Below are 26,610 nucleotides of genomic sequence, written 5' to 3'. Positions count from 1 at the left end.
GCTATTCCGCCATCTCGGCTCCGCTTTCGCGCTCCTGCGCCAACGACTCCAGGGTCGCCTCCGGACGAAGGTCGGAATTGATGTTCACTGAGCTGATGAGTTCGCCCGTCTCGGCATTGAAGATGTTGAGCATGGCAGAATTGCCATCGCGGGTAGTGACTTGGATCGTATTGTCGATGAGGATCGCCGAGACTGCCTCGAAGTGGAACGGCAATGAGATGCTTTCCGCTACTGACGGCGCTGGCCGGTCGCGCATCACGCGATAGACAAGCGCAAAACCAATCGCCATAAAGCCCAAAAGCAGGATGCCGATCGAAATACCGAACGAGCGCCGCGCTCTTCCCAGCATTACCCGTGCTTCCGGCGTGAGTTCCTCGGCCGCGGCGGGTCTATTTGGTTCAGGATTGCTCATGGCCGACCATACCGATCTCTTGTTCGAGGGCGAGCCCATCGAGGTTGTTGTCGACGAAACGCTGGCCGGCGCAAGGCTCGATGCAGCCCTGGCCCGTGCGCATGACATCCTCAGCCGCAGCCGCCTCAAGGACCTGATCCTCTCCGGCGCCGTCACTGTGGACGGCAAGCCCGTCGCCGAACCCAACTATCGTCTCAAGACGGGCGAGACAATCGTCCTTCTTGCCCCGCCGCCCGAAGATGCCGACCCGGAGCCGGAAGATATCCCGCTCGATATTCTTTACGAGGACGACCAGCTCATCGTCATCAACAAGCCCGTCGGCATGGTGGTCCACCCTGCCCCTGGCTCGCCAAATGGCACGCTGGTCAACGCACTGCTCTTTCACTGCGGCGATAGCCTGCAGGGCATCGGCGGCGTCAAGCGCCCTGGCATCGTCCACCGGCTCGACAAGGACACGTCCGGGGTCATGGTGGCAGCGAAAACCGAAAAATCGCACAAGCACCTTTCCGCCCAGTTCGCTGATCACGGCCGCACCGGCCCGCTGCATCGCGCCTATACCGCCTACGCCTGGGGCATGACTCAATCTGGCATGGGCACTGTGGATGCCCCTCTCGGCCGCGACCCCGGCAATCGTTTGAAGCAAGCCGTGCTGAAACAGGGCCGCGAGGCCATTACCCATTACAATGTCGAAGCGCGCTATGGCGGTGAGGGCTGGGACATCACCCGCATCCAGTGTCAGCTTGAAACCGGACGCACCCACCAGATCCGCGTCCACATGGCCCATATCGGCCATCCGCTTGTGTCGGACCTCCTCTACGCACCCGGCTTTGCCACCAAGATCAACAAGCTTCCGGCCGAACTCGCCGAAACCATCCGCACGCTCGGCCGGCAAGCCCTCCATGCCGCCGAACTCGGTTTCGAACACCCGACCACCGGCGAGGAAATGATGTTCGAAGCCGATCTGCCAGACGATCTTCAAGCCCTTGAAGATGCGCTCGAACCCTTTGATCGCGCCGTTGCACGGTAGCGTATGAGACCTCATGGTGAGCCTGTCGAACCACGAGGTCGGGCACTCAAATGCTCGTGGCCCAGACCCTGTCCTTTGGTGGGCTCAGGACGAGGCCTAGGAGCGATAAGATAGACTCACACCGACGTGTTTGAACTTATCGCCAATCTATCGTATTATACCGATGAATGATCTGGCGATGAGTGGGAACCGGAAGACGCCTCTAACATTGAAGCGAATTCGGCCTCTTAAAATCGCCAAACTGCAACCTATATGATGAGTGTCTGTCTCTGTGCCTTCGGGACAGAGGGAGGCGTTCCGCCCGCTTCATGCGGGGGAAACCAAAAAGGGGGTGCTTAATGGCCCAGTCCAATGTTCCCATTCTTTCCGCCGAGGGCGGCCTTAGCCGCTATCTGCAGGAAATCCGCAAGTTTCCAATGCTTGAGCCGGACGAAGAGTTCATGCTCGCCAAGCGCTATAAGGAACATGCTGATCCCGGCGCGGCCCAGAAGCTGATCACATCGCACCTGCGTCTCGTCGCCAAGATCGCCATGGGCTATCGCGGCTATGGCCTGCCGATTTCCGAGGTAATCTCGGAAGGCAATGTCGGTCTCATGCACGCGGTCAAGCGCTTCGAGCCCGACAAAGGCTTCCGTCTCGCTACATACGCGATGTGGTGGATCCGCGCCGCGATCCAGGAATACGTTTTGCGCTCCTGGAGCCTGGTCAAGATCGGCACCACGGCCGCACAAAAGCGCCTGTTCTTCAATCTGCGAAAGGTGAAGGGCCAGATCGCTGCGCTCGATGATGGCTCGCTCCATCCCGACCAGATCAAGCAGATCGCCACTACCCTCCGCGTGACCGAAGATGACGTGGTCTCGATGAACTCCCGCCTCTCCGGCGATGCCTCGCTCAATTCGCCCATGCGCGCTGACGAAGGCTCTTCCGAATGGCAGGACTGGCTTGTCGACGATACGCCGGATCAGGAAACCAGCCTTGGCGAAAGCGAAGAGTTCTCCGAGCGCATGGGCATGCTCACCACTGCCATGGATGTGCTTAACGAACGCGAACGCGCCATCTTCCAGGCCCGCCGTCTTCAGGACAACCCGGCAACGCTGGAAGAGCTTGCCCAGCAATACGACGTCAGCCGCGAGCGCATTCGCCAGATCGAAGTCCGCGCTTTCGAAAAGGTGCAGGACGCCGTTCAGCAAGCCGCCCGCGCTAACTAAACCTCTCAAGGTCTTCGAAACGCCCCGGCCATAAGCCGGGGCGCTTTATTTTGCGCCGGGCCGATGCATCTATCCGCCCTCACCCAGCATTAACCCCGTCGCGACATTATGACTGGACGAGGCCGGCCGAACAGGCGAGGCCTTGCCCTTGTAACGCCCTATTGCGGGCCTTACATTCGGGCCACTAGCGTCGCTTTGCGCGGCCTCTTCCTTCCGGGACAGGATTGATGAACGGAAATTTCCGCAACTTTGCCATTTGGCTGGTCGTCCTTTTCATGCTGATGGGCCTGTTCCAGGTCTTCCAGTCGTCGACACGATCGATCTCGATCGCCGAGAAAAGTTACAGCCAGTTCGTCACCGATATTGATGCGGGACGAATTTCCGCCGTCACCATCACCGACAATATCGTCTCCGGCCAGCTCAGCGATGGCAGCCGTTTCGAAACCATCATCCCCGATGGGGCCGATGTCATCTCGCGCCTCGAAGATCGCAACGTCTCGATCACCGCCCGTGCGCCGGAATCGAGCCCATTCTGGTCGATCCTCCTTTCTTCCTGGCTGCCCTTCATCGTCATCATCGGCGTCTGGTTCTTCTTTATCCGCCAGATGCAGGGGGGCGGCCGTGGCGGCGCCATGGGCTTCGGCAAGTCGCGCGCCAAGCTTCTGACCGAAACCCAGGGCAAGGTGACGTTCGAAGACGTCGCCGGCGTCGATGAAGCCAAGCAGGACCTCGAGGAAATCGTCGAATTCCTTCGCGATCCGGGCAAATTCCAGCGCCTCGGCGGTCGTATCCCGCGCGGCGTGCTCTTGGTCGGCCCTCCCGGTACCGGTAAGACGCTGCTCGCCCGCTCGGTCGCAGGCGAAGCGAATGTGCCGTTCTTCACCATTTCGGGTTCTGACTTCGTTGAAATGTTCGTCGGTGTCGGCGCCAGCCGCGTCCGCGACATGTTCGAACAGGCGAAGAAGAATGCCCCCTGCATCATCTTCATCGACGAAATCGACGCCGTCGGCCGCCAGCGTGGCGCCGGTCTTGGCGGCGGTAACGACGAACGCGAACAGACCCTCAACCAGCTCCTCGTCGAGATGGACGGCTTTGAAGCCAATGAAGGCATCATCCTGATCGCCGCGACCAACCGTCCCGACGTCCTTGACCCTGCCCTGCTTCGTCCCGGCCGTTTCGACCGTCAGGTCGTCGTGCCGAACCCGGACGTCTCGGGCCGCGAAAAGGTTCTCAAGGTCCACGTCCGCAAGGTCCCCCTTGCGCCCGACGTCGACCTCAAGGTTCTGGCCCGCGGTACCCCCGGCTTCTCCGGTGCGGACCTCATGAACCTCGTCAACGAAGCGGCCCTGATGGCGGCGCGCAAGAACAAGCGCTTCGTCACCCATCAGGAATTCGAAGACGCCAAGGACAAGATCATGATGGGCGCCGAGCGCCGCACCATGGCCATGACCGACGATGAAAAGAAGCTGACCGCCTACCACGAAGCCGGCCACGCCATCATTGCGCTTAAGGTTGCTGGCATCGACCCGATCCACAAGGCCACCATCATCCCGCGCGGCCGTGCGCTGGGCATGGTCATGACCTTGCCCGAGAACGACACCTATTCGTTCAGCCGCGAAAAGGCTCTGGCCCGCCTGACCATGCTCTTTGGTGGTCGCGAAGCCGAGATCATCAAGTTCGGTCCGGCCAAGGTCACGTCGGGTGCTTCTGGCGATATTCAGATGGCGACCTCACTGGCGCGTTCCATGGTGATGGAATGGGGCATGAGCGAAAAGCTCGGCCGCGTACGCTACAAGTCCAATGACCAGGAAGTCTTCCTCGGCCATTCCGTAACGCAGTCGACCAACATGTCCGATGACACGGCTCGGCTGATCGACCAGGAAGTTCGCAAGCTGATCGAAGACGGCGAGGCATCCGCCAAGGACATCCTCACCACCTACCACGACCAGTGGGAGGCGATTGCCCAGGCTCTGCTAGAGTTCGAAACCCTCACCGGCGACGAGCTGCGCGCTCTGATGGACGGCAAGCAGCCGGCTCGCCCCGAGGATAGCGGCCCATCGGCGCCGAAGGCTTCCGGGGTACCTTCTGCTGGAAAATCCGGCAAGAAGCGCCCGGACGCTCCACCGGAACCAGGTCTGGAACCGCAGCCGGAAAGCTGATCCCCGCTTTTACTGCACAAACAAAACCTCCTCCCTGATCAAGGGGGGAGGTTTTTCTTTGTGCCTTTAATCTCGCTGCAGATCAGCTATCGGCCTCGCCGCCTGATCAGTCTGTCAGTCGCCGAAAGGCGTTGATCAGCCGGTCGGCATTATAGGGCTTGGGCACGAACTCGGCCTGCGCGGGGATCTCATCGAGTTTCACATGCTTGTAGCCCGAGGTGACGACGATCTTGATCGGCGGCCAGCGATCGCGAACTGCCGCTGCCAGCTTGATGCCATTCATCGTGCCGGGCATGTCCACATCGGTAAACACCAGCCGCACGTCGAGATTGTTCACCAGGATCCTGAGTGCCTCATCGGCATTGGCGGCTTCGAGTACCAGAAAGCCTTCTTCCTCAAGGCGATCGACGATGGCCATGCGGACTAACGCTTCATCTTCGACAACCAGAACGATGGGTTTGGAGTGAGCCATTCTCTACGCACTCCTCGCCAGGTTCTGCTCAGGCGCGACGCAGCCTGTGTCCGAGCGGAGCACGCAGAGAAGACCTTCCGGGCGATATTCGACGCTGACTTTGCCTTCAAAATCTGCCGCCAGCACCTTGGTGATGAGCCGCGAGCCAAAGCCGGTTCGGCTCGGCACCACCACGGGAGGCCCGCCGCTTTCCTCCCACTTGAACAGAAACACTGGCTTCTCACCCGCCGGATCAAACGCCCAGCTGATAAGTACCCGCCCCTCAGGCGTTGAAAACGCGCCGTATTTGGCAGCGTTTGTCGCAAGCTCGTGGATGGCCAAAGCCATGGACAGCGCCTGCTTGGGATTTAGATCAAACTCGATGCCCTGGAGCGTTACGCGATCTTCGGACGGCATGTGCGGTGCCAATGCACCCTCGACAACATCGCGCAAGGATGCCGTCGTCCAAGTGCTATTGGTCAAAATGTCATGCGCCGTTGCCAGCGCACTGAGGCGAGAGTCGAACAAGGCGCGCCGATCCGCAATGTCCTCGCCACGCAAGGTCTGCGATGCGATGGCGCCCACCATAGCGAGACTGTTCTTGATCCGATGCTGCAGTTCGCCAGTAAGCGTATCCTGCACCGACATCGCTGCGCGCAGCGCCAGCTCCGCCCCCTTGAGATCGGTAACGTCGTTTCCTTCGACGAATATGCCCGTGATCTGACCAGCGTCATCATACATGGGCTGATAGACGAAGTTCAAAAAGCCCTTCTGCAGCGGACCATCCGGTGTTTGCTGCAGGTCGATTTCCATACTGCGGCCGATAAAGATCTGGCCGGTGCCATAGACACCATCGAGCAACTCGTAAAAGCCTTGGCCCTCGATCTCAGGCAGTGCTTCGCGCACGGTCTTGCCGATCACGTCGCGATGGCCGATCAGCTGGCGATAAGCCGCGTTGGTTATTTCGAAGCGATGCTCCGGCCCATGAAGGACGGCCATGAAGCTCGGCGCTTTTTCCAGCAAGGCGCGCAGGCGATCGAGCTCGCGCGTCCTGGTCTTGGCCGCAACCACTTCGGCGGTGATTTCGAGCGCCGTACAAAACATGCCGGCGACCTGATCGTTTTCGTCATGCACCGGCGTATAGCCAAAGGAGAAATGCGTCTCCACCGTACGCCCATGGCGCACCATCTGGAACTCGATGTCGTCCATATAGGTCGGGACACCGGCATAGGCGGCCTCCATGATCGGCCCGACATCGGCGATGATGTCCGCCCAGACCTTGCCAAACGGCTTGCCCAGAGCCCACGGGTGACGGTTGGTGCACATGGGTGCATAGCCATCATTGTAGAGCATGGTCCGGTCAGGACCCCAAGCAATGAACATGGGCTGTTGCGACGTCAGCATGACCTGGACCAGCGTCCGCAGGCTCCCCGGCCACGTCGCGGGTGCGCCGAGCGGCGTAGAAGTCCAATTGTACGCCCTGATCAGCGCCCCGAGATTCCCACCACCGGCAAGAAATGTCGTCTCCGGAGAGGTATCCACCGAACCACCACCGGAAATCGCGTGCATATATCTATCCCAGGTTAAGAGCCGGCCCGTTGTTCGAGTAAGCATCGTCTTGCGTCAAGACAATTCACCACGAGTACGGGTTGCGAGGATCGCATGGGCCTCTCCTTGCTCCTGCCCTTTCGTTTCAACGCCCATTCAGCTATTGCAGCGAAACGTGATATTATCCCAAGACAACCAGTGAACCGAGGTCGGCGATGGTCAGAAAGTATTTCGGCACCGATGGCATTCGCGGCCTCGCCAATGGCGATAAGCTCACGCCTGACCTGGCGCTCAAGGTGGGCATGGCGGCGGGCACCAAGTTCGTGCGCGGCGATCACCGCAATCGCGTCGTCATCGGCAAGGATACCCGCCGCTCCGGCTATATGATCGAACAGGCGCTGACAGCAGGCTTCACCGCCGTGGGCATGGACGTCTATCTCCTCGGCCCAATGCCCACCCCCGCCGTCGCCATGCTGACCCGATCGTTGCGCGCTGACCTTGGCGTCATGATCTCCGCTTCGCACAACCCTTTTGACGACAACGGCATCAAGCTCTTTCGTCCCGACGGCTACAAGCTTAGCGACGAGATCGAACTCGAGATCGAAAGCCTGATCGACAGCGACATGTCGCGCCATCTCGCCAAAGGAAGGGAAATCGGCCGCGCCCATCGCGACGAGGAAGCCCGCACCCGCTATATCGAATACGCCAAGCGCACCCTGCCCCGGAACATCGATCTGGCCGGGCTTCGCGTCGTGCTCGATTGCGCCAATGGCGCCGCCTACAAAGTCGCCCCGATCGCCCTATGGGAACTGGGCGCCGAGGTCTTCACCATCGGGGCCGAGCCCGATGGCTTCAACATCAACCACAAGGTTGGCTCCACCGCCCCCGAAGCCGTCGCCGCCAAGGTCAAGGAAGTGCGTGCCGATATCGGTATCGCGCTCGATGGCGACGCCGATCGCGTTATCATCATCGATGAAAAAGGCCATGTGGTCGATGGCGACCAGTTCATGGCCGTGATCGCCGAAAGCTGGATGGAGCGGCAGATGCTGCAAGGCGGCGGCATTGTTGCCACCATCATGAGCAATCTCGGTCTCGAACGGCACCTGACCAAGCTTGGCCTGACGCTCGAACGCACCCAGGTGGGCGATCGCTACGTGCTTGAAGCCATGCGCAACAAGGGCTTCAACGTCGGCGGCGAACAGTCTGGGCACATCATTTTGTCCGATTTCACCACCACGGGGGATGGCCTCGTTGCCGCCCTTCAGCTCCTTGCGGTGATGAAGCAGAAGAACCAGCCGATCTCCGACATCTGCGCGCGCTTCGAAAAAGTGCCGCAGCTGCTGCGCAGCGTCAAATTCAAGTCCGGCAAGCCGCTGGAGCACAAGCAGGTCATCCAGGCCATTGCCGACGGCCAAGCCATGCTGGGCACATCGGGCCGCCTCGTCGTCCGCGCCTCCGGCACCGAGCCGGTGATCCGCGTCATGGGTGAGGCCGACGATGCCGGTCTGGTCGAGACTGTCGTGTCGCAGGTGGAAGCCGCCATAAGGCAAGTTGCCTAAGTCTCACGTAACCAACCACATCACCAAAGTAACACTTCAGTAACCAAATACTTTGAGCGATGGTTAGGGTTAAAGAGCTTGGTTAAGCGCGCTTTAAGAAGTTTCTCCGATATTGGCTGCAATCGACTGGTGTCGTGGCAACCAAAGGAACTTCTTGATGCGCACGCTTACGCAAGCAATGCTGGTGGCAGGAGCCACCCTTATTGCCGGCTCCGCAATCGCGGCTGACATGCCCTACTATCCGCCCGTGATCGAAATCCCCGATGTCGATTACGGCGTCTCGGGCTCGTTCTACCTGCGCGGCAGCGCCGCCGGTAACCTCATGTGGGCACCGCGCGTCAACCACCCGACCGCTATCGACCCTGCTTTCCCGATCGACGGCTTCGGCTACGGCTACTCTGTCGGTGCTGGCGCTGGTTATGAACTGGGCAACGGACTTCGCGTCGACGCGACCGTCGATTATTTCAACAACGAAGGCATGCGCACCACACTGACCACGACCGGCGCAGGTCCGCTGGCAGCGGGCGTCCATACGCTTTCTTTGCGCTCAACTGTTCTCCTGGCTAACGCCTACTATGACTTTGCACTGGGTGGCGACGGTTATGGCGCTGCCGGTGGCATGTTCGGATATGTCGGTGGTGGTGCCGGTGTGGCATTCAACGACTTCATCACCAATGGTCCTGGCTTTGCGGATACCCGCGACCAGAACACCAGCTTCGCCGCAGCGGGCATGATCGGCGCCGGCTATGACTTCGGTCAGGTTGTAGCTGATATCGGCTATCGCGGTCTCTACATCCACGACCTCAACAACGATGCCGCTCCCAACCCCTACTCGATCCCCAACAACTTCGTACACGAAGTCCGCGGCACTGTTCGCTACCGCTTCAACTAAGCCGGACGTGGCGGACCGCCACATCCGCCAGAGCTAAATCGAAGGGCCGGTGTCAGAACGACACCGGCCTTTTCGTTAGGCGCGGGTCACGCGCCAGATCACGTCGCCAACGTCGTCGGCCACCAGCACTGCACCATCGCTCGCCAGCGCCACACCCACCGGCCGCCCGAACGAGAACTTTTCATCCGCCGACAAGAATCCGGTAAGCATGTCGCGCGGCGTCCCAACCGGCTTGCCGTTCTGGAACTCGACAAAGGCCAGCCTGTATCCCGAAAGCTTCGAGCGGTTCCACGATCCATGCTGGCCGATCGCCATGCCGGGCGAAAAGCCGGGCAAGGTTCCCTCGGGCAGCCAGCATAGGCCCAGCGAAGCCGTATGCCCGCCCAAAGCAAAATCGGGCTGCGTCGAACCGGCCACCTTCCCCGCATCCTGCGGCACCCGATCGTCGACGATGCGGTTCCAATAGCTATAGGGCCAGCCATAGAAAGCGCCGTCGGCCACAGAGGTCAGGTAATCGGGCGGCGTCTCATCGCCCAATCCATCCCGCTCGTTGACCACCGTCCACAACATGCCGCCCACCGGCTCCCAGGCCATGCCCACCGGATTACGGAGCCCTCCGGCAAAGATACGGGACTGCCCGCTGGCAAGATCAAGCTCGTGGATACAAGCGCGGTTCTCCTCCGCCGCCATGCCCTGGTCGCCGATATTGCTGAGCGAGCCCACCGCCACGTAGAGCTTGGTACCGTCGGCACTGGCGATGAGATTGCGCGTCCAGTGTCCGCCGGGCACCAGGTCCATCAGCTTGCGACCTGGCGCCGCGATGCGCGTGGCGCCCGGCTCATAGGGATAGGCGAGCACCGCATCGCTGGCGCCTACGTAAAGTGTCGATCCGATCAGCGCCATGCCGAAGGGTTGCCGCACGCCTTCGATGAAGTTGTGGCGCTCCTCGGCGGTGCCGTCACCGTTAGGATCGCGCAGCAGCACGATCCGGTTCGGACTCGTACCCGAAGCCCGTGCGCGCTTCATCGTCGCCTGCATGGCATGGTCGAAGACGCTGCTGGCCTTGCCTTCCTCCCCCATCGATTCTGCAACCAGCACGTCACCATTGGGCAAGACATGGATGTTGCGCGGATGGGTGAGCCCCTTGGCGAAGGCGTTGACCCTCAGGCCCGGCGCTGCCGTCGGCTTGTGATCACCTTGCCAGCCCATGGCCGTCGGCATCTTGAGCGTTGGAATCTTGCCCTGCGGCTTGGGCCCGGGAATGGTCGGAGCGGTGCCATAGGCCGGTGGACGCGGCCCATCGCCAGCATGTCGCACCGCAACGGCGGCGCCTCCGACAAGAGCCACGAAGCGGGCGAACAGTGAATTGTCGGTCATGACCAAGTCCCAGCGAAGTTATTTCCGGAGCAGGCTAGAGCCTTTGACCCAGTCCGCCTAGTGGCGTGGGGACGATTCAAATGCCGATCACATCGGCTCGACGCTCACACCTCGTCCGGAACGTTTGCTCGCAGGGGCAAGTTTCTCAGCCGAACGCTTCCAATCTGCCGGAAACGCCGATGGCCAACTTCTTCTTCGACATAACCGATGGCACCAGAACATCGTTTGATCGTATGGGCATTGAACTTGAAGATGAAGAGACGGCCCGCACGGAGGCCACGCGCACGTTGACCGAGATCGCGGCGCAGGAACTGCCTGGCGACGGACCCAGCCGAGCCCTCAAGATCCAGGTTAGCGATGCCGAAGGCAAGGTGCTGTTCGAGGTTCAACTCGACTTCAATACGGTCGAAGCGTCCGACTGATCACGTGAGCGACAATCGTCCGCCGCTGTTAACCTATGTGATAGGGCCGATTCCCGACTGGCAATAGTATCGTCGCCAGGGGATTCTCGTATTGACGCAGACTACTAGCCGCGACCTTCGGGTTCTAATTTGCGACGATGAATTCCTGCTGGCCATGGACATGGCCCAGCAGTTTGAGGCGCTTGACGCCGAAGTTGTCGGCACGGTCGGCAAGCTTGGTGAGCTGCGCCAGATTCTGCTTTCGGGCAACTGCACGGCAAATGCGGCCGTGCTCGATATCCAGTTCGCTGATGGTCAGGCCTACGATGTCATCCCCCTGCTTGAGGAAAAGGGTTTGGCCGTCGCCATCGCGAGCGGCTACGGGCCTGAAGAGCGGCCAGACCGCTTTGCCCACATTCCCTGGATCACCAAGCCGGCAAATGCCGACACGCTCGCGGCAGCCTTGTGCGCCAGTCTAGACGCGCGGAGTGCCAGTCAGCGTGTCTAGTCTTGCCGGCCCGCTGCTCGGCAACGACCCTGTCGAGCGCTTCATTCACCGACTGTCACTTTTCGAGCCGCTCGACGCCGAGGCGCGCGAAGCTTTGCGCCGCGCCGTCAACCGCGGCCCCTTGATCCCGCCTCTTCAGGAGCTTCATCCGGAAGCGTTTGGGGATGTTTCGGTCCTGCTAAGCGGTTGGATCTGTCATTTTCGGCTGTTGACCAATGGCCGCCGGCAGATCACCGCGATGGTGGTTCCTGGCGATTTTGTCGATTTCGGCTTCCTTTCCGGCACGGTCGCCACCGCGCAATGCGTGACGACTGCCCATAGTCAGCTCGGCCGTATCCGAACCCGCACTTTCACCGAACTTGCCGCACAATTTCCTGCCATTCTTCGTGCCAGCCAGCGGGCGGCGGCGACTGACGCTGCAATTGGCCGCGAGCGGATCATCAGCCTCGGTGTCCGCACGGCCACCGAAAGGCTGGCAAGCATCCTGTGTGAACTCTGGTATCGCCTTTCCGCTGTCGGACTGACCTCCGCCGAAGGCAGCTATGACCTTCCCATGACTCAGGCTGAGCTGGGGGCGGCGGTGGGCCTTTCCACGGTCCATGTCAACCGCACGCTCCAGGTGCTGCGCCGCACCGGCGCTATCAGCCTGCAAAGCGGCAAGGTGTGGATCAGGGACCTGAGAAAGCTGACCGCTCTGGCGGGTTTTGATCCGGTTTATCTCAGCCTCGAGCCTTGATTGATTAGCCCTTGAAAGCGGATTGGCCGTTAACGCAAGTTAGGGGCAGCGCTGTTTCGGCATGTTACATCTTCTTGAAAACAGGATAGTTCCTTGCCTACATTCAGAGTCATAGATTTGCGGACCGGCATCGTCGAACCTGAACTCAGGATCGAGGCCCGCTCCCCTGAGCAGGCAGCCGAGAATGCCTTGGGCCTCAAGTTGGTTCGCTCCGGCCATGCCCGAAGCCTCGTTTGCCGCGTTTATTGGGACGACGCCAACAACACCAACATGGTTCGCCTCTACACCACGGTTGCACAAAACCACGGCTAGGCTCTTGCGTCGCAAGCCTGCTTGCCGAAGTTCCCCATTGACGCCGACCCCTCCCCGGGCGTATTTCCCGCCTCAGGACATCTCGCCCTAACGCGAGACGCATAGGCCTGGGAGGGCCGCTTAAGATGGCTGATACGCCCCTGACCGCACCGGCGGTGAAACCGGCAAACCCCAATTTTTCGTCGGGCCCATGTGCCAAGCGTCCAGGCTGGACGGTGGATGTGCTCGCCAATGCACTGACCGGTCGTTCGCACCGCGCCAGGCCCGCCAAGGCCCGCATCCAGGAAGCCATCGACCTGACGCGCGAACTGCTTGAAGTTCCCGCCGACTATCGCATCGGCATCGTCCCTGCTTCCGACACTGGCGCCGTCGAAATGTTCCTCTGGAGCGCTCTGGGCGCCCGCGGCGTCGACATGCTCGCCTGGGAATCCTTCGGCGCCGGCTGGGTGACCGACGTCCAGAAGCAACTCAAGCTTGCCGACTGCCGCATCCTCGAAGCCCCCTATGGCGAACTGCCCGACCTCACCCAGGTCGACTTCAACCGCGATGTCGTCTTCACCTGGAACGGCACCACCTCGGGTGTCCGCGTCCCTAACGCTGACTGGATTCCGGCCGATCGCGAGGGCCTTACCATCTGCGACGCGACTTCTGGTGCGTTTGCGCAGAAGTTGGACTTCAGCAAGCTCGATGTCGTCACCTTCTCCTGGCAGAAGGCGCTTGGCGGCGAAGCCGCGCACGGCATCCTGATCCTGTCCCCCCGCGCCGTCGAACGGCTCGAGACCTATAAGCCCGATCGTCCGCTGCCCAAGATCTTCCGCCTGACCAAGGGCGGCAAGCTGATCGAAGGCATCTTCAAGGCCGAGACCATCAACACCGTTTCCATGCTCTGCATCGAAGACGCCATCGACGCCATGAAGTGGGGCCTCTCCATCGGCGGTCTCAAGGCCATGCAGGACCGCGCTGACGCCAACTTCAAGGTGCTGTCCGACTGGGTCGCCAAGACCCCATGGGTCGAGTTCCTGGCCAAGAACGCAGACCAGCGCTCCAACACCTCGGTCTGCCTCTCGATCGTTGATCCCGCGGTGACGGCGCTCGATGATGAAGCCCAGGCTGCCTTCGCCAAGGCCATCGTCGCCCGCCTCGACAAGCTCGGCGTCGCCTACGACTTCGGTTCCTACAAGGACGCCCCGGCAGGCCTTCGCATCTGGGCTGGCTCGACGGTGGAAACCTCCGACCTTGCGGCGCTGACGCCTTGGCTCGACTGGGCCTTCGCTGAAGAAAAAGCCGCGCTCAAGATCGCTGCCTAAGACTTAGAACCCCCACCAAACCTCCCCCTGCAAAAGGGGGAGGGGCTGATCGAGTGCTTGGCAAGAACGTGCCAGACACTCGGAGCCACTCCTCCCCCTTCTGCAGGGGGAGGCCGGGTGGGGGCTCTCTCCACACACACAAATTCCAGGACACCCCGCCATGCCCAAAGTTCTCGTTTCCGACAAACTGAGCCCCACTGCCGTCCAGATCTTCAAGGACAACGGCGTCGAGGTCGACTACCTGCCCGATCTCGGCAAGGACAAGGAAAAATTCCTCGAAGCTATCGGCCAGTATGATGGCCTCGCCATCCGCTCGGCCTCCAAGGTGACCGAAAAGATTATCGCCGCCGCGACCAATCTTAAGGTCATTGGCCGTGCCGGGATCGGCGTCGACAACGTCGATATTCCCGCCGCGACCAAGAAGGGTATCATCGTGATGAACACGCCCTTCGGCAATTCGATCACCACGGCCGAGCACGCCATCGCCATGATGTTCGCCTTGGCCCGCCAGCTGCCGGAAGCAGATGCCTCGACCCGTGCATCGAAGTGGGAAAAGAACCGCTTCATGGGCGTCGAGGTCACTAACAAAACCCTCGGCCTTATCGGCGCGGGCAATATCGGCTCGATCGTTGCCGACCGCGCCGTCGGTCTCAAGATGAAGGTTGTTGCCTACGACCCCTTCCTCACCCCCGAACGTGCCCAGACCATGGGTGTCGAAAAGGTCGAGCTCGACGATCTCCTGGCCCGCGCCGATTTCATTACGCTCCACACGCCGCTGATCGACGCCACGCGCAACATCCTCAATGCTGAAACTCTCGCCAAGACCAAGAAGGGCGTTCGCATCATCAACTGCGCCCGTGGTGGGCTGATCGACGAGGAAGCGCTTTACCAGGCGCTGAAGTCCGGCCAGGTTGCAGGCGCGGCGCTCGACGTGTTCCTGCAGGAACCTGCCGAGAACAACCCGCTGTTTGAGCTACCCAACGTCATCTGCACCCCGCACCTTGGCGCCTCGACCACCGAAGCCCAGGAAAACGTGGCGCTCCAGGTCGCCGAGCAGATCTCGGCCTATCTGATGACCGGCGAGATCACCAATGCGCTGAACTTCCCCTCAATCTCGGCTGAAGAAGCCCCGCTCCTGACCCCCTGGGTCAAGCTTGCCGAAACTCTGGGCTCCTTTGCCGGCCAGCTCACCGAGACGGCCATCACCGGCATAAAAATCGAGTTCGAAGGCAGTGTCGCCCAGCTCAACACCAAGCCGATGATCGCAGCCGCCATCAACGGCGTGCTCAAACCCTCGCTCGGCGACATCAACATGGTTTCGGCGCCCCAGATCGCCAAGGATCGCGGCATCGTGGTGGAAACCACCAACCGCGACCAGCAGGGCGCTTACGAAGGCTATATCCGCCTGACGCTCACGACCGAAAAGCAGACCCGCGCGATCGCCGGCACGCTCTTTGCCAACGGCAAGCCGCGCATCATTCAGCTCAAGGACATCAACATGGAAGCCGAGCTGACCTCGTCCATGCTTTATGTCACCAACGAGGACAAGCCGGGCCATATCGGCCGCCTCGGCACCCTCCTGGGCACGCTGGGCATCAACATCGCCAACTTCAACCTTGGCCGCGCCGATGTCGGCGGCGACGCCATTGCATTGCTCGCCATCGACGGCACCCTCACCGATGAACAGCTCGGCCAGATCGCCAAGCTCGAAGGGGTCAAGCAGGCCAAGGCGCTGCGGTTCTAAAAGACATCGACGACAAACAGAAGGGCGGCCAATTGGCCGCCTTTTTCATTAGCGCTCGCGGTTCAGCTCAAGTCTTGCGCTTGATGAAGAGGTTATAGAGCACCACGATTAAGGCAAGCACCAGCAGCAGATGTATCAGCGCGCCGGCAACCTTGAAGGCCAGGCCGATCGCCCAAAGTGCCAGAAGAATAACCGCAATCGTCCAAAGCATCGGCTTGTTCCTACCGTCCAACAGGTACCGTCAGACAAATGACGGGAGCGCTCAAATGTTCCGGAAGGAGTGTCTTCCGTCGTCGAGATCGATGCTCCTTACTTCCGCCGGGCCGCCCATTCGGCGAGCACGATGCCACCGATGATGATCGCTGCGGCGAGGTAATGGTAGACCTCCAGTCGCTCGCCCAGGATCAGAACCGAACCCAAGGCGCCAAAAACCGGGATGAGGTTGTGGCTCGGTGCCGCCCGGTTAGGCCCCACGAGATCGACCCCGCGGGCATAGGCAATCTGGCTGAACATGGACGGGAAGATCATCACATAGGCGAGCACCGCCCAAACGGTCGGCGACATTGAAGGAAGGGTCGCATAGCTGCCAAGCCCCGGGCCGAAAAGCTGCAACATGACAAGACCAGTGATGGCTGCGCCGGTAAAGGCCACGGCCATGAAGCTCATCATGTGAATTTGCGGCCGGAAGCGCAGCGCGAGCGTATAGGCCGTGTAGGTGAGGCAGGCGAGGAGAACAAAGCCATCGCCGACATTGATATCGAGCGTCAGCACGCGCCGCAGGTCTCCATGCGTCGCGGTCAGCATGACGCCGGAAATGGCGATCGCAACGCCAAGGATCTGCAACATATTGGCGCGTACGCGGAAGATGACGAAATTGGCCAGCAAGATCATCATCGGCAAGGCGCCGGTTTCGATGGAAGAGTTGACGGCGGTTGTCGTCGTCAGGCCAACATAGAGAAGCACATTGTAAAGCGCATAGCCTAGCGCTCCAAAGCCCATGACCAGGGGCCATGTACGCCTGATCTGCGGCCAATCATTGCGTAAGAAGGGCAAGGAGAACGGCAGAATAAACAGTGTCGCGCCGACGCACCGCGCCGACAGCAGCAAAAATGGATCGATCTCTCCAACGACCAGCTTGGCCGCAACGACGTTTCCGCCCCAGAATAGCGGGGCCAGCACCAGAAGCAGATACGGTTGGTCGAGAAGCCCGGCGCTTTTGCCGCGAATTTGGTGGTCTTGCGGCTTTGTCATCTTGGCCGGTGTGATGTAAGGACAGTCCGACTTAACAGTTATTCGGCCGCAATCCTACCCGACAATCTTGGCCGAAGGGTTAGTCTTGAGCTTGGCTGGGTGCGGCTCCTTGAGCCAGACCCGTGGCGCATCCACTCGCGATGCAGCCTCTTTGGGGAAGACTGAAATATGGCGAATGTGGTTGTCGTCGGCTCGCAATGGGGCGACGAGGGCAAGGGCAAGATCGTGGACTGGCTTTCGGAGCGCGCCGACGTCGTCGTGCGCTTCCATGGCGGCCACAATGCCGGCCATACCCTGGTCATCGATGGCGTGAGCTATAAGCTGGCGCTGCTGCCCTCCGGCCTCGTCCAGGGCAAGCTTTCCGTGATCGGCAACGGTGTCGTCGTCGACCCACACCACTTCGTCGCCGAAATGGAAAAGCTGCGCGGCCAAGGCGTCAAGATCACGCCCGAAGTGCTGCGCATTGCCGACAACGCGCCGCTGATCCTGTCGCTCCATCGCGAACTCGACGGCATCCGTGAAGATGCCAATGCCGGGCTCAAGATCGGCACCACCCGCCGCGGCATCGGCCCGGCTTACGAAGATAAGGTCGGCCGCCGCGCTATCCGCCTGATCGACCTCAGCGAACCCGATACGCTCCTGCCCAAGATCGAGCGGCTGCTTACACATCACAATGCGCTGCGCCGCGGCATCGGCCTCGTCGAGATCGAAGCGCAGACCATCTACGACGAACTAATTTCGATCGCCGATCAGATCCTACCCTTCATGGACCAGGTCTGGCGTGTGCTCGACGACAAGCGCAAGGCCGGCGCCCGCATCCTGTTCGAAGGTGCGCAAGGCGCGCTGCTCGACAACGATCATGGCACCTATCCCTTCGTGACCTCCTCCAACACCGTAGCCGGCCAGGCTGCTGCCGGCTCGGGCCTTGGCCCCACCGCCATCGGCTATGTGCTGGGGATCACCAAGGCCTATACGACTCGCGTCGGCGAAGGCCCCTTCCCCTGCGAACTCGACGACGAGATCGGCCGGCACTTGGCAACCGTCGGCAAGGAAGTCGGCGTCAATACCGGCCGCCCCCGCCGCTGCGGCTGGTTTGATGCCGTCCTCGTACGCCAGACCGTCAAGACCTCGGGCATCACCGGCATTGCCTTGACCAAGCTGGACGTCCTCGACGGGCTAAAGGAAATAAAAGTCTGCGTCGGCTACGAACTCGATGGTTCACGCATAGATTATTTGCCTGCCTCAATGGGAGCACAGGCGCGCGTTAAGCCGATCTACGAAACGCTTGAGGGCTGGTCGGAAACCACGGCAGGGGCGCGGTCCTGGGCGGAATTGCCGGCTCAGGCAGTCAAATATGTTCGCTATATCGAAGAGCTGATCGGCGCGCCGGTGGCGTTGCTGTCGACCAGCCCGGAACGAGCAGACACGATCCTGGTGGTTGACCCATTCCAAGATTGAGAAATTTTGTTACAACTGCGCTGCAAGAGTGAGTACCGAGTAGCTGATGGCGGATTATAGGGAGTTGCTGCGCCGAGCCATCTCGGCGCTGCCGGAGAACAACGGGGCTGCGCGGCGCGCGGTCTACGAGAAGGCACGCACGGCTTTGGTCGGCCAGTTGCGCGCCATCAATCCTCCCCTTCCCGCCCGCGACATTACCCAGCACCGGCTGCAGCTCGAAGATTGCATTCGCCAGGTTGAGCAGGAAGCCAGCGAAGCAGTGATCAGCCTTGGCCGTGAAGGTCAAGCCGCTGCCCGGCCGGCATTCACGCCCCGGCCCGCGTCGCAAGCGCCCAAGCCTGTCGTCGAGCCCGTACTCGAACCGGCCCAAGAGCCTGAGCCCCAACCGATCCTCGAACCCCAACCCGCTCCTGAGCCGGTCGCGGCCGAACCAGCACCAGAACCTGAGCCAGTCGTCGAAGCGACGCCCGAGCCCGAGCCGCCGGCAGCGGAAGAGCCGCCAACGACGTCGATCGAAGACATCATTGCCCAGGCGTCTTCCGTCAACGCACCGAGCGAGTCCGAGCAGCCCGCAGTCATCCCTCTGGTCGAGACTAAGCCAGAATCCAAGCCTGGCCGCCTGTCCTTCTTCTCACGCCGCGAAACGCCGCCTCCTGCCGTCGCCAACACGGCGGCGATCACCTTCCCCCCGGCGTCCACCCCTTCACGCATTGAATCGAGCCTTGGCAGCACAGCACTGGCGCGCCAGCCGGCATCCGAGCCCGTCATCATTTCGCCGCCGTTGCCGACCGAGCCGGCGCTGTCGAGTGTGCGCGAAGTCGACCTCGAAAACGATGAGGCCAAGGAAGCCGAAGGCGCCATCGAACGCGCCATCGAAACGCTGGATCGTGAAGCGCGCGGCGAGTTCGCCGAGCCCCTGCCCGAGCGCAACGATCCGGCACCGCTTGAGGCAGAAGCAGTGCCGGAGCGTCCCGAGGATGCCGCTTTTGCCGCTGCCAATGCCGAAACGCGCTCCGGTGCAGGCCTGACTATTTTCCTCGTGGTCTTTGCCTTGCTGCTCGTCGGCGTCGGTGGCGCCGGTTTCTGGGCCTGGCGCGAAGGTTTCGTCGATCTGGACCAGATGTTCGGCAGCAGCACGCCGACGGTTACCGAACAGGCGCAGGTTACCGAACCCGTCGTGCCCACGATGGACACGACGGTTGCCGACACCACGGTGGGCGACGAGGGCGCTGCCGGTCCGGGCAACACGGCAACGACACAGGCCAATGAGCCCACGGCAGCCCTTGAAGGCCTTGAAACAGACGACCGTCTCGAGCCGTCCCCCGAGCCCGTCGTGCCGACCGGCACCGAAACAGTGCTGCCGGCGCTCAATGGCGAGGCCAAGTCGGAAGAGCGCCTCTCCGGCGCCGATACCACCATCGCTGCGACCGACGATCCGGTCGCCAGCGTCGATCCGGTGAACCTTGCAGGCAACCAGTCCCTGCTGCTTGAGGCTTCCGCCGATGGCCAAAGCGGCGCCGTTCCCTTCTCGGGCACCGTTGATTGGACCGAGGGTACGGACGAAATCGGCGCACCGACCCTGGTCGGCGAAGCCAGCATTCCGGCTCGAAACCTGGGCGTATCGATCACCATCCGCAAGAACAACGATCCGGTACTGCCCGCCAGCCACCTGATGGAAATCAGCTTCGACGTCCCCGACACCTTTATCGGCGGCTCGATCGCGACCCTGGCAGGCGTCCTGCTCAAGGACGAGGAGCTGGTGCCGGGCACGGCCCTCGAAGGCGCCGCCGCCAGGGTTGTCGGCAACTCCTTCCTCTTCGCGCTGAGCGCTTCGGAAGAAGATGTCGCGACCAATACCGGCCTTCTCGACAGCCAGCGCTGGCTAGATCTGGCGGTTGTCTACGGCACCGGCCGCAATGCCATCCTCACCCTAGAAAAGGACGAGGATGCCCAAGTCCTGTTCGACCGTGTGCTGACGGCGTGGCGAAGCTAGACCGCTTCGCTTAGCTTTTTGTCGATGATCCGGTAGTGCCGGCTGGCCAAGGCCGCGATGTCGTCGGCATGGTGGCTGACAAGAACCGTATGCCAGCTGTGACGGTTGGTCAGCTCACCGACCAGCGTCCGCACCGTGCCGCGTGTTTCATCATCGAGCGCCGAAAACGGCTCGTCCAGCAGCAGCACCGGACGATTGCGCAACAGGGTACGCGCCAGCGCCACGCGTTGCTTTTGGCCGCCAGAAAGCGTCGAAGCGGGGCGTCCACCCAGTCCGCTTAAACCCACTTCCGCTAGAGCGTCGTCCACCTTTTCCCTTCCACGCTCGCCGCGAGGCATGCCGAGGTCGACATTTCCAACCGCGCTCAGATGCTCGAAGAGATTGTCGCTCTGGAGCAGCAGCGAGACCGGGCGGTGTTCAGGCTCGAGCGGCAGAAGATTGGTGTCGTCCAGCGTCAGCGCACCCCGGCTCGGCTGGAGAAATCCCGCAAGAAGATCGAGGAGCGTCGATTTCCCGGACCCGCTGGCGCCGGAAATCGCCGTGACCTCGCCCGCCGCGGCTTCGAAGCTGAAACGGTAGGGCGCTTCTTCGGGTCGATATCTGAACTCCAGGTCACTGGCGCGGAGCATGAGCAAGCCTTTCGATGAGGCGCGGCAGGCCGACAAAGGCCACGATGGTGCCGATCAGGAGGATGGCGGCGATAGCGGCGGCATCGTTGTTGCGGTAGGAGCCGAGCGCCCGATACATCAGCAGCGGCAGGGTTTGGAAGTCCTGCGTGCCGAAGAGCGCGATAACGCCGAGATCCCCGAGGCTGAAGCAGAAACTCAGCGCCAGCATCAACCCAATATCGCGACCGAGCAGCGGATATTCGATGCGCGCAAATTGCGCCCATCCGGACATGTTCAAGCTGCGCAAAAGCTTGCCTTTCGTGCGCACGATGGCATCGAGCGGTGGCGCCAAAGTCGCCATGGCGAAGGGAAGTGCCAGCAAACTGTTGGCACAAATGACGACGATCGGTGAAACCGCTCCGAGCGGCAGGCCGACATTGCGGACGAGCAGGAAAAAGCCCAGCGACAACACCACCGCCGGCACCGCAAGATAGGCATAGGCAGGCACGCCGAGCAGCGTGCGAGCGACACTGTTCGCTGCAGCCGCGCGGCCCAAGGCCAGCACCAGGGCCAGTAGCAGTGTCAGAACGGCGGAAGCCGCGCCGATGCCGATGCTGGTGGCGGTCGCTTGCCAAAAGCTCGGCTGTGCGACGACGCGCCCAAAGCCACCCACGACCCCATCGACCAGCACCCAGATCAGCGGCAAGGCAAAACCGAGCACTGAAAGAGCAAGCACCAGTCCCTGCAGCGCCCGCGCGAAGCGGCTGTCCGACCACGTGGGCTGCGCCGAGCGACCGAGTGCGGTCGGTACGGCGGTAAATGCCGAGGCGAGGACGATAACCGCGGCGCAGACCGCCATTTGCGTCAGCGCCAAGCGTACGGCGCCGATGAGATCGAAATCGAGGCGGACCGCGGAATAGATGGCGACTTCCAGCGTCTGGTTGGCTGGTCCCCCGCCGAGCAACAGGACGATCGGGAAACTGGTGAAGGCCAGAAGGAAGATGATGGCGCCCAGCCCAGGCAGTGAGCCGCGAAGCGCTGGCCAGTCGATCAACCGAAACCGCTGGCCGGCGGACAAGGCAAGCGACTGGCCTACCTTAAGTCGGTTCGCCGGAATGGCGTCGAGCCGGGCCAGGAGGATGCGGGCGGCAAAGGCACCGTCGAGAATGACATGGGCCAGAAGAATGCCGCCAAGGCCGTAGGCAGGGCTTTCAACGGTGACGCCGAAGACAGCGTTGAGCGCCTGGTTGATCCAGCCATTGCGGCCCCAGATCGACAGGAGCCCGAAGGCGACGACCATTCCCGGCGTGACGATGGCGGCAGCAAAGAGGCCAACGACGAGGTCGCGGCCGGGAAATCGCAACCGGTTTAGCGACCAGGCTAGGGCAATGCCGACGATCAAGGACAGGCCGGTGGTGAGACCGGCCTGCAGCGTCGTCATGCGCAAAAGGTGCGGGATGTCGATGCGGGACGGCGCAACCGCGCTGGTCGCCGCGGCGAAGATTGCCCACAACACCGACGCTATGAGTGCGGCAATGGCAAGGGATAGGATGGCGGCGGTGGCGATGCGAAGGGGACGGTGCGGGAGGATCAAAACACACCTCCCCCCTTAGCGCTAGCAACCCCCACCCGGCCTCCCCCTGCAGAAGGGGGAGGAGCCTGCCGGTGTTTGTCCGCGATCGCGCCCAAAACGCGATGACACTCCTCCCCCGACTTACGGGGGAGGTTGGGTGGGGGTGCTTTCGCAACACACATGAAGGTTCAGACCATCAGCTACTGCACAGCCGCCAGCATCTCGTCGATCCAAGCCCCGGAATTCGCAATGATGTCCTCTTCGCTCAGCGTCAGCGTCTTCGTCGGCTGAGGCAAGTCGGCGAAGGACGGATCGAGATCCGCGCCGAGGTCGACAACGGGGAACATCCAGTTGGTCGTTGGGATCGCTTTCTGCCCTTCAGGCGAGGCGAGATAGGCGAGGAATTGCGCGGCAAGCTCGGGCTGGTCCGAGCTTTTCAAGATTCCCGCCACTTCGATCTGCGGGAAATGCCCTTCGTTAAAGAGTGCCGCTTTGATCGTGTGATCATCTTCGTCGAAGATGTGGTAGGCGGGTGAGGTCGTATAGGACAGCACCATGTCCGCCTCCCCTTCCAGGAACAGCGAATAGCTCTCGCTCCATTCGCGCGTGATGGTCAGGATATGCGGCTTGAGCCCGGCCCAGATTTCCGGGGCCCGGTCGCCATAGGCAGCCTTGACCCAGAGCAGGAGGCCGAGCCCGGGAGTCGCCGAGCGTGGATCCTGGATCACGATCTTGACGTCTTCGGGAAGCGAGATCAGCTCCTCAAAATTCTTGGGCGGCACCGGCATCGTGTCGGTATCGTGCATGAAGGCGAAGTGGGAATAATCGAAGGGCACGAACTGGCTGTCGGACCAGTCCTCCGGCAGGTCGAGGCCGGTAAGTGTCAGGCCATGATCTGCAAAAAGGCCGGTGGCGCGCGCCTCGCCGGCAATGGCGGTATCGAGCCCGACCAATACGTCGGCTTCCGTCGTCGCGCCTTCGAGCTGCACGCGGCGAAGCGTGCCGATCGAGCTGTCGGCAGCAACCCAGTTGAGCGTGCAGTTGCAGGTGGCCTCGAAGCCCGCCTTGAGCAGCGGACCCGGACCCCATTCGGCGGCAAAGCCATCATAGGTATAGGCGGTGAGCGTCGGCTTATCCTGCGCGTATCCTGCACCGGAAAATCCGGCGACGAGGACCGCAAGCGCGAGGGAAAACGATTTGACCATGGGTTTCGTCCTTCACATCGGTTTGCGGCCATGGGTGAAGGGTTGGTGTCAATGGTCGGAGCGCGAGACAGGCGCCCTTGCCATCTCGAACTTCCTCCGCCAGCATGACCTGGTTCAGGTTCAATGGGTAACTCTCAGCTCCGGAACCCCGGAACACCCCAGCGAGACGCGCGGACCTTACGAAGAGATTTTCGCCAGTGCAATCCCCTTTGAATCAGGCGGCCATCCCGCTCGTCTTCACTCGGCCCCTAGCCATTGTCGGCGGCGGAACAGTGGACCAGGCGTTGCTGCGTGAACTGGCCGCGCGCGGCGTGGCGCTGGTGGGAGCCGATGGCGGCGGCGATACGATCGGCGCCGCCGGGCTCGTGCCCGAGGCCATCATTGGCGACCTCGATTCGCTGCGCGACCGAGAAGGCTGGGAGCAGCGGACGCGCGTCATCGAACTCAGCGAACAGGTGACCACCGATTTCCAGAAGGCACTTTATTCGACGCAGGCGCCGGTGACGCTGGCGCTGGGGATGACCGGCAAACGGCTCGACCATACTTTGGCAGCGCTGAGTGCCTTGTTGCAGGTGGGCGCCGAGCGGCACGTCTTGCTGGTCGACGAAGTGGACGTGGCGCTGGCCGTGTCCGGACCTTTTGCCTTCGAGGCACAGGCGGGCGAGCGCGTGTCGGTGCACCCCCTTCTGCCGGTGCGGTTTGAGAGGTCGGCGGGGTTGGCGTATCCGCTGGATGGGCTGGTGCTTGATCCAGCCGGAAGGCTGGGGACCAGCAATGCGGCCACGGGCGGCTTGGTGGAAATCGTGCCGGCGGACGGAACAGTGTGGCTGCTGATCCTGGGGCGGGAGCGGCTTTGGGATTTGGTGCTGCAGTGTTTGAGTAGGCAAGAGGCACCCCCTCCCTAGCTACGCTAAGGCCTGCAGCCAAGCTTCGCTACCCTCCCCTCTAAGGGGGAGGGTGAAGGGGTGCCACATACTTGACGCCGACCTTCCCCCTCAGAGGGGAAGGCAAGCAGAGCTTGGCGACAAAGGAGCCTTGCGACGCTCGGAAGGGGGTGCCTTAGGCCGGCTCGTCCATCCGGAACTGCAGCCGCGCTAGTTCCGCGTAGCGCCCGCCCTTGCTGACCAACTCGCCATGCGTGCCCTGGTCGATGATCTCGCCGCCGTCGAGCACGAGAATGTTGTCGGCGTCGCGGATGGTGGCGAGGCGATGGGCAATGACCAGCGTGGTCCTGCCTTGCATCAGGTGCTCGAGTGCCAGTTGCACCAGCCGCTCGCTTTGCGCATCGAGGGCGGAAGTTGCTTCGTCGAGCAGCAAGATCGGTGCGTTCTTGAGGATGGCGCGGGCAATGGCCAGGCGCTGCTTCTGGCCGCCGGAAAGCATCACGCCGCGTTCGCCCACCATGGTGTCATAGCCGCCCGGCAGGTCCGACACGAAGTCGTCGACCAAGGCAGCCTTGGCGGCAGCGATGACTTCTTCGGTCGAGGCATCGGGTTTGCCGAAGCGAATATTGTCAGTGATGGTGCCGGCGAAAATCACCGGCTCCTGCTCGACATAGGCGAAGCGCTGGCGGAGCTCGGAAAGCTTGACGCGACGGATGTCGACGCCATCGACACTGATCGTGCCGGAGGTCACGTCGTAAAAGCGTTGAAGCAGGGATAGCGTCGTCGACTTTCCCGAGCCCGACGGTCCCACCAGCGCTACGGTCTGCCCTTTGCTGACGGAAAAGTCGAGCGAGCGGAGCACCGGCTCACCATCCGGTCCCGCATAGGAAAAATCGACATTGTCGAAGCGCACCGTGCCCAACGGTGGCTGGGGCAGCGGCACGGGGTTGGCCGGCTCGCGGACTTCAATCTCAGTATCGAGGATCTCGATCAGCCGCTCGGTAGAGCCGGACACGGTCTGCAGCGTGCCGAGCACTTCGGAAACATTGGTGAGCGCGCCGGACGCCATCAACGCATAGACGAGAAACTGCGCCAGCTGCCCTGCCGTGACCGAGCCGTCGAACACCGACTTGGCACCCCACCACACAAGGCCGACGAGAGCGGCGGTACCGAGGAAAATGACCATGCCGACCAAAAAGGCGCGCGCGCCAAGGCGGGACACTTCGGCCTGATAACTGGCTTCAGACCGCACATCGTAGTGCACGGTTTGCTGCTCTTCCTGGACGAAAGCCTTGACCGTGCGGTTAGCGCCCAGCATTTCGGTCGCCATCGCAGAAAGATCGGCTAGCGCATCCTGGGTCTTGCGCGACATGCCCCGCAGCCTGCGGGCAAAAGCCATAACCGGCAGCAAGATCGCCGGCAGCGCAATGATCACCGCCAGCGTCAGCACCGGGCTCGTCAGCAGCATCATGATGATGGCGCCGGTTATGGTCACCAGCGACCGAAGGGCCAGCGAAAAGCTCGAGCCCACCGCATTGCGGACGGTGACGACATCGCCATTAAGGCGGCTGGTGAGCTCGCCGACGCGATGCGTATCGAAATACCTTGTGTCGAGGCGCAGCAAGTGCCCGAAGACGGCCTGCCGCAGATCGGCAAGCACGCGTTCGCCGAGCACGGAGATGAAGTAAAAGCGCGCGCCGCTGGCGAAGGCCATGACGGCGGCGATGCCGATGATCAGCCAGCCATAGCGGCCGACATTTTCAAGGTTCTGGCTGACGAAGCCCTCGTCGATGGCCCCGCCCAGGGCCGCAGGAATGGCGAGCGACGAAATGGCGGAGACAAGAAGAAAGAGAACGGTGAGCGTCAGCCGCACCGGATAGGCCAGGATGAATGGCAAAAGCCGGCGCAGCGGCTGCAGGCGCCCCGGCGCTTTCTTGGCCTTGGCGGCAATGGTTTCGGCATCGGGCGAAAGCGGCACGGCCTGGTCTGTCATGATT

Annotated in this window: 24 protein-coding genes and 1 riboswitch; of the genes, 14 read left to right on the top strand and 10 right to left on the bottom strand. The window is 61.8% G+C overall.

Going from position 1 to position 26,610, the window contains the following annotated elements; genetic code table 11:
* Position 1 precedes the first annotated feature (1 nt).
* Positions 2-412 (bottom strand): DUF6476 family protein, encoded by a 411-nt coding sequence (locus JI748_RS00960; RefSeq protein WP_201634001.1) that lies wholly within the window; start codon positions 410-412, stop codon positions 2-4.
* Here JI748_RS00960 and JI748_RS00955 point away from each other — a divergent pair.
* The 3 genes from JI748_RS00955 (at position 411) to ftsH (ending at position 4,806) form a co-directional block, all read left to right on the top strand.
* Positions 411-1,439 carry an RluA family pseudouridine synthase gene (locus JI748_RS00955; protein WP_201633999.1) on the top strand — a complete coding sequence of 343 codons (1,029 nt, stop codon included), beginning with the start codon at positions 411-413 and terminating at the stop codon, positions 1,437-1,439. The two genes, JI748_RS00960 and JI748_RS00955, sit on opposite strands and share 2 nt — an antisense overlap.
* A 338-nt stretch (positions 1,440-1,777) precedes the next feature.
* Entirely contained in the window at positions 1,778-2,647 is an 870-nt protein-coding gene (gene rpoH, locus JI748_RS00950) for an RNA polymerase sigma factor RpoH (protein WP_201633996.1), read from the top strand.
* A 227-nt stretch (positions 2,648-2,874) separates the two neighbouring features.
* The gene (gene ftsH / locus JI748_RS00945) at positions 2,875-4,806 is read left to right on the top strand and encodes an ATP-dependent zinc metalloprotease FtsH (protein WP_201633993.1); all 1,932 of its coding nucleotides are present in this window, start codon (positions 2,875-2,877) and stop codon (positions 4,804-4,806) included.
* A gap of 106 nt (positions 4,807-4,912) precedes the next feature.
* Here the strand turns inward: ftsH and JI748_RS00940 are convergent, their stop codons facing one another.
* Both JI748_RS00940 and JI748_RS00935 read right to left on the bottom strand, forming a co-directional pair.
* The gene (locus tag JI748_RS00940) at positions 4,913-5,278 is read right to left on the bottom strand and encodes a response regulator (protein WP_201633990.1); all 366 of its coding nucleotides are present in this window, start codon (positions 5,276-5,278) and stop codon (positions 4,913-4,915) included.
* 3 nt (positions 5,279-5,281) lie between these two features.
* Positions 5,282-6,826: a sensor histidine kinase gene (locus JI748_RS00935; protein ID WP_201633987.1), complete on the bottom strand. Its 1,545-nt coding sequence runs from the start codon at positions 6,824-6,826 to the stop codon at positions 5,282-5,284.
* Positions 6,827-7,020: 194 nt separating this feature from the next.
* Here JI748_RS00935 and glmM point away from each other — a divergent pair, with 194 nt between their 5' ends.
* On the top strand, positions 7,021-8,364 hold the full coding sequence (gene glmM / locus JI748_RS00930) for a phosphoglucosamine mutase (protein WP_201633985.1): 1,344 nt from the start codon (positions 7,021-7,023) through the stop codon (positions 8,362-8,364).
* Positions 8,365-8,521: 157 nt separating this feature from the next.
* Positions 8,522-9,256, top strand: coding sequence for a hypothetical protein (locus tag JI748_RS00925; protein ID WP_201633983.1), 735 nt, complete (start codon positions 8,522-8,524; stop codon positions 9,254-9,256).
* Positions 9,257-9,331: 75 nt separating this feature from the next.
* Here JI748_RS00925 and JI748_RS00920 read toward each other — a convergent pair whose 3' ends face one another.
* The gene (locus JI748_RS00920) at positions 9,332-10,633 is read right to left on the bottom strand and encodes a PQQ-dependent sugar dehydrogenase (RefSeq protein ID WP_201633981.1); all 1,302 of its coding nucleotides are present in this window, start codon (positions 10,631-10,633) and stop codon (positions 9,332-9,334) included.
* A gap of 179 nt (positions 10,634-10,812) precedes the next feature.
* On the opposite strand from JI748_RS00920, the gene JI748_RS00915 reads away from it, so the two are divergent.
* The 6 genes from JI748_RS00915 (at position 10,813) to serA (ending at position 15,641) form a co-directional block, all read left to right on the top strand.
* Positions 10,813-11,055, top strand: coding sequence for a DUF6894 family protein (locus JI748_RS00915; protein ID WP_201633979.1), 243 nt, complete (start codon positions 10,813-10,815; stop codon positions 11,053-11,055).
* 91 nt (positions 11,056-11,146) lie between these two features.
* On the top strand, positions 11,147-11,542 hold the full coding sequence (locus JI748_RS00910; protein ID WP_201633977.1) for a response regulator: 396 nt from the start codon (positions 11,147-11,149) through the stop codon (positions 11,540-11,542).
* A complete protein-coding gene (locus JI748_RS00905; RefSeq protein WP_201633975.1) occupies positions 11,535-12,278 on the top strand; it encodes a Crp/Fnr family transcriptional regulator in 744 nt (247 codons plus the stop codon). Before JI748_RS00910 ends, JI748_RS00905 begins: the two co-directional genes overlap by 8 nt.
* A 93-nt stretch (positions 12,279-12,371) precedes the next feature.
* On the top strand, positions 12,372-12,590 hold the full coding sequence (locus tag JI748_RS00900; protein WP_201633973.1) for a hypothetical protein: 219 nt from the start codon (positions 12,372-12,374) through the stop codon (positions 12,588-12,590).
* A gap of 125 nt (positions 12,591-12,715) precedes the next feature.
* Positions 12,716-13,897, top strand: a complete 1,182-nt coding sequence (locus tag JI748_RS00895) for a phosphoserine transaminase (protein ID WP_201633971.1) — start codon at positions 12,716-12,718, stop codon at positions 13,895-13,897.
* Positions 13,898-14,057: 160 nt separating this feature from the next.
* A complete protein-coding gene (serA, locus tag JI748_RS00890) occupies positions 14,058-15,641 on the top strand; it encodes a phosphoglycerate dehydrogenase (RefSeq protein WP_201633968.1) in 1,584 nt (527 codons plus the stop codon).
* Between the two features lie 67 nt (positions 15,642-15,708).
* On the opposite strand, the gene JI748_RS00885 is transcribed toward serA, so the two are convergent.
* Together JI748_RS00885 and JI748_RS00880 are read right to left on the bottom strand one after the other, a co-directional pair.
* Positions 15,709-15,852: a lmo0937 family membrane protein gene (locus JI748_RS00885; protein ID WP_201633965.1), complete on the bottom strand. Its 144-nt coding sequence runs from the start codon at positions 15,850-15,852 to the stop codon at positions 15,709-15,711.
* A gap of 98 nt (positions 15,853-15,950) precedes the next feature.
* The gene (locus JI748_RS00880; RefSeq protein ID WP_201633963.1) at positions 15,951-16,892 is read right to left on the bottom strand and encodes a DMT family transporter; all 942 of its coding nucleotides are present in this window, start codon (positions 16,890-16,892) and stop codon (positions 15,951-15,953) included.
* 168 nt (positions 16,893-17,060) lie between these two features.
* On the opposite strand from JI748_RS00880, the gene JI748_RS00875 reads away from it, so the two are divergent.
* Positions 17,061-18,350 (top strand): adenylosuccinate synthase, encoded by a 1,290-nt coding sequence (locus JI748_RS00875; RefSeq protein WP_201633961.1) that lies wholly within the window; start codon positions 17,061-17,063, stop codon positions 18,348-18,350.
* Positions 18,351-18,396: 46 nt separating this feature from the next.
* Positions 18,397-20,343: a hypothetical protein gene (locus JI748_RS00870; protein ID WP_201633959.1), complete on the top strand. Its 1,947-nt coding sequence runs from the start codon at positions 18,397-18,399 to the stop codon at positions 20,341-20,343.
* Here the strand turns inward: JI748_RS00870 and JI748_RS00865 are convergent.
* The 3 genes from JI748_RS00865 to thiB form a co-directional block, all read right to left on the bottom strand.
* Positions 20,340-20,972, bottom strand: coding sequence for an ATP-binding cassette domain-containing protein (locus JI748_RS00865; protein ID WP_201633957.1), 633 nt, complete (start codon positions 20,970-20,972; stop codon positions 20,340-20,342). The genes JI748_RS00870 and JI748_RS00865 overlap by 4 nt on opposite strands.
* On the bottom strand, positions 20,956-22,545 hold the full coding sequence (locus tag JI748_RS00860; protein WP_201633955.1) for an ABC transporter permease family protein: 1,590 nt from the start codon (positions 22,543-22,545) through the stop codon (positions 20,956-20,958). Before JI748_RS00860 ends, JI748_RS00865 begins: the two co-directional genes overlap by 17 nt.
* 179 nt (positions 22,546-22,724) lie before the next feature.
* Positions 22,725-23,729, bottom strand: a complete 1,005-nt coding sequence (thiB, locus tag JI748_RS00855; RefSeq protein WP_201633953.1) for a thiamine ABC transporter substrate binding subunit — start codon at positions 23,727-23,729, stop codon at positions 22,725-22,727.
* A gap of 74 nt (positions 23,730-23,803) precedes the next feature.
* Positions 23,804-23,900, bottom strand: a riboswitch (TPP riboswitch).
* Between the two features lie 26 nt (positions 23,901-23,926).
* On the opposite strand from thiB, the gene JI748_RS00850 reads away from it, so the two are divergent.
* The gene (locus tag JI748_RS00850; RefSeq protein WP_201633951.1) at positions 23,927-24,634 is read left to right on the top strand and encodes a thiamine diphosphokinase; all 708 of its coding nucleotides are present in this window, start codon (positions 23,927-23,929) and stop codon (positions 24,632-24,634) included.
* Between the two features lie 154 nt (positions 24,635-24,788).
* On the opposite strand, the gene JI748_RS00845 is transcribed toward JI748_RS00850, so the two are convergent.
* A complete protein-coding gene (locus JI748_RS00845) occupies positions 24,789-26,606 on the bottom strand; it encodes an ABC transporter ATP-binding protein (RefSeq protein ID WP_201633948.1) in 1,818 nt (605 codons plus the stop codon).
* Positions 26,607-26,610 lie beyond the last annotated feature (4 nt).

It is taken from the genome of Devosia rhizoryzae, assembly GCF_016698665.1.
Taxonomy (GTDB): domain Bacteria; phylum Pseudomonadota; class Alphaproteobacteria; order Rhizobiales; family Devosiaceae; genus Devosia; species Devosia rhizoryzae.
Note: the sequence above shows the minus strand (reverse complement) of the source record. Positions and strands in the feature narration are given on the sequence as shown.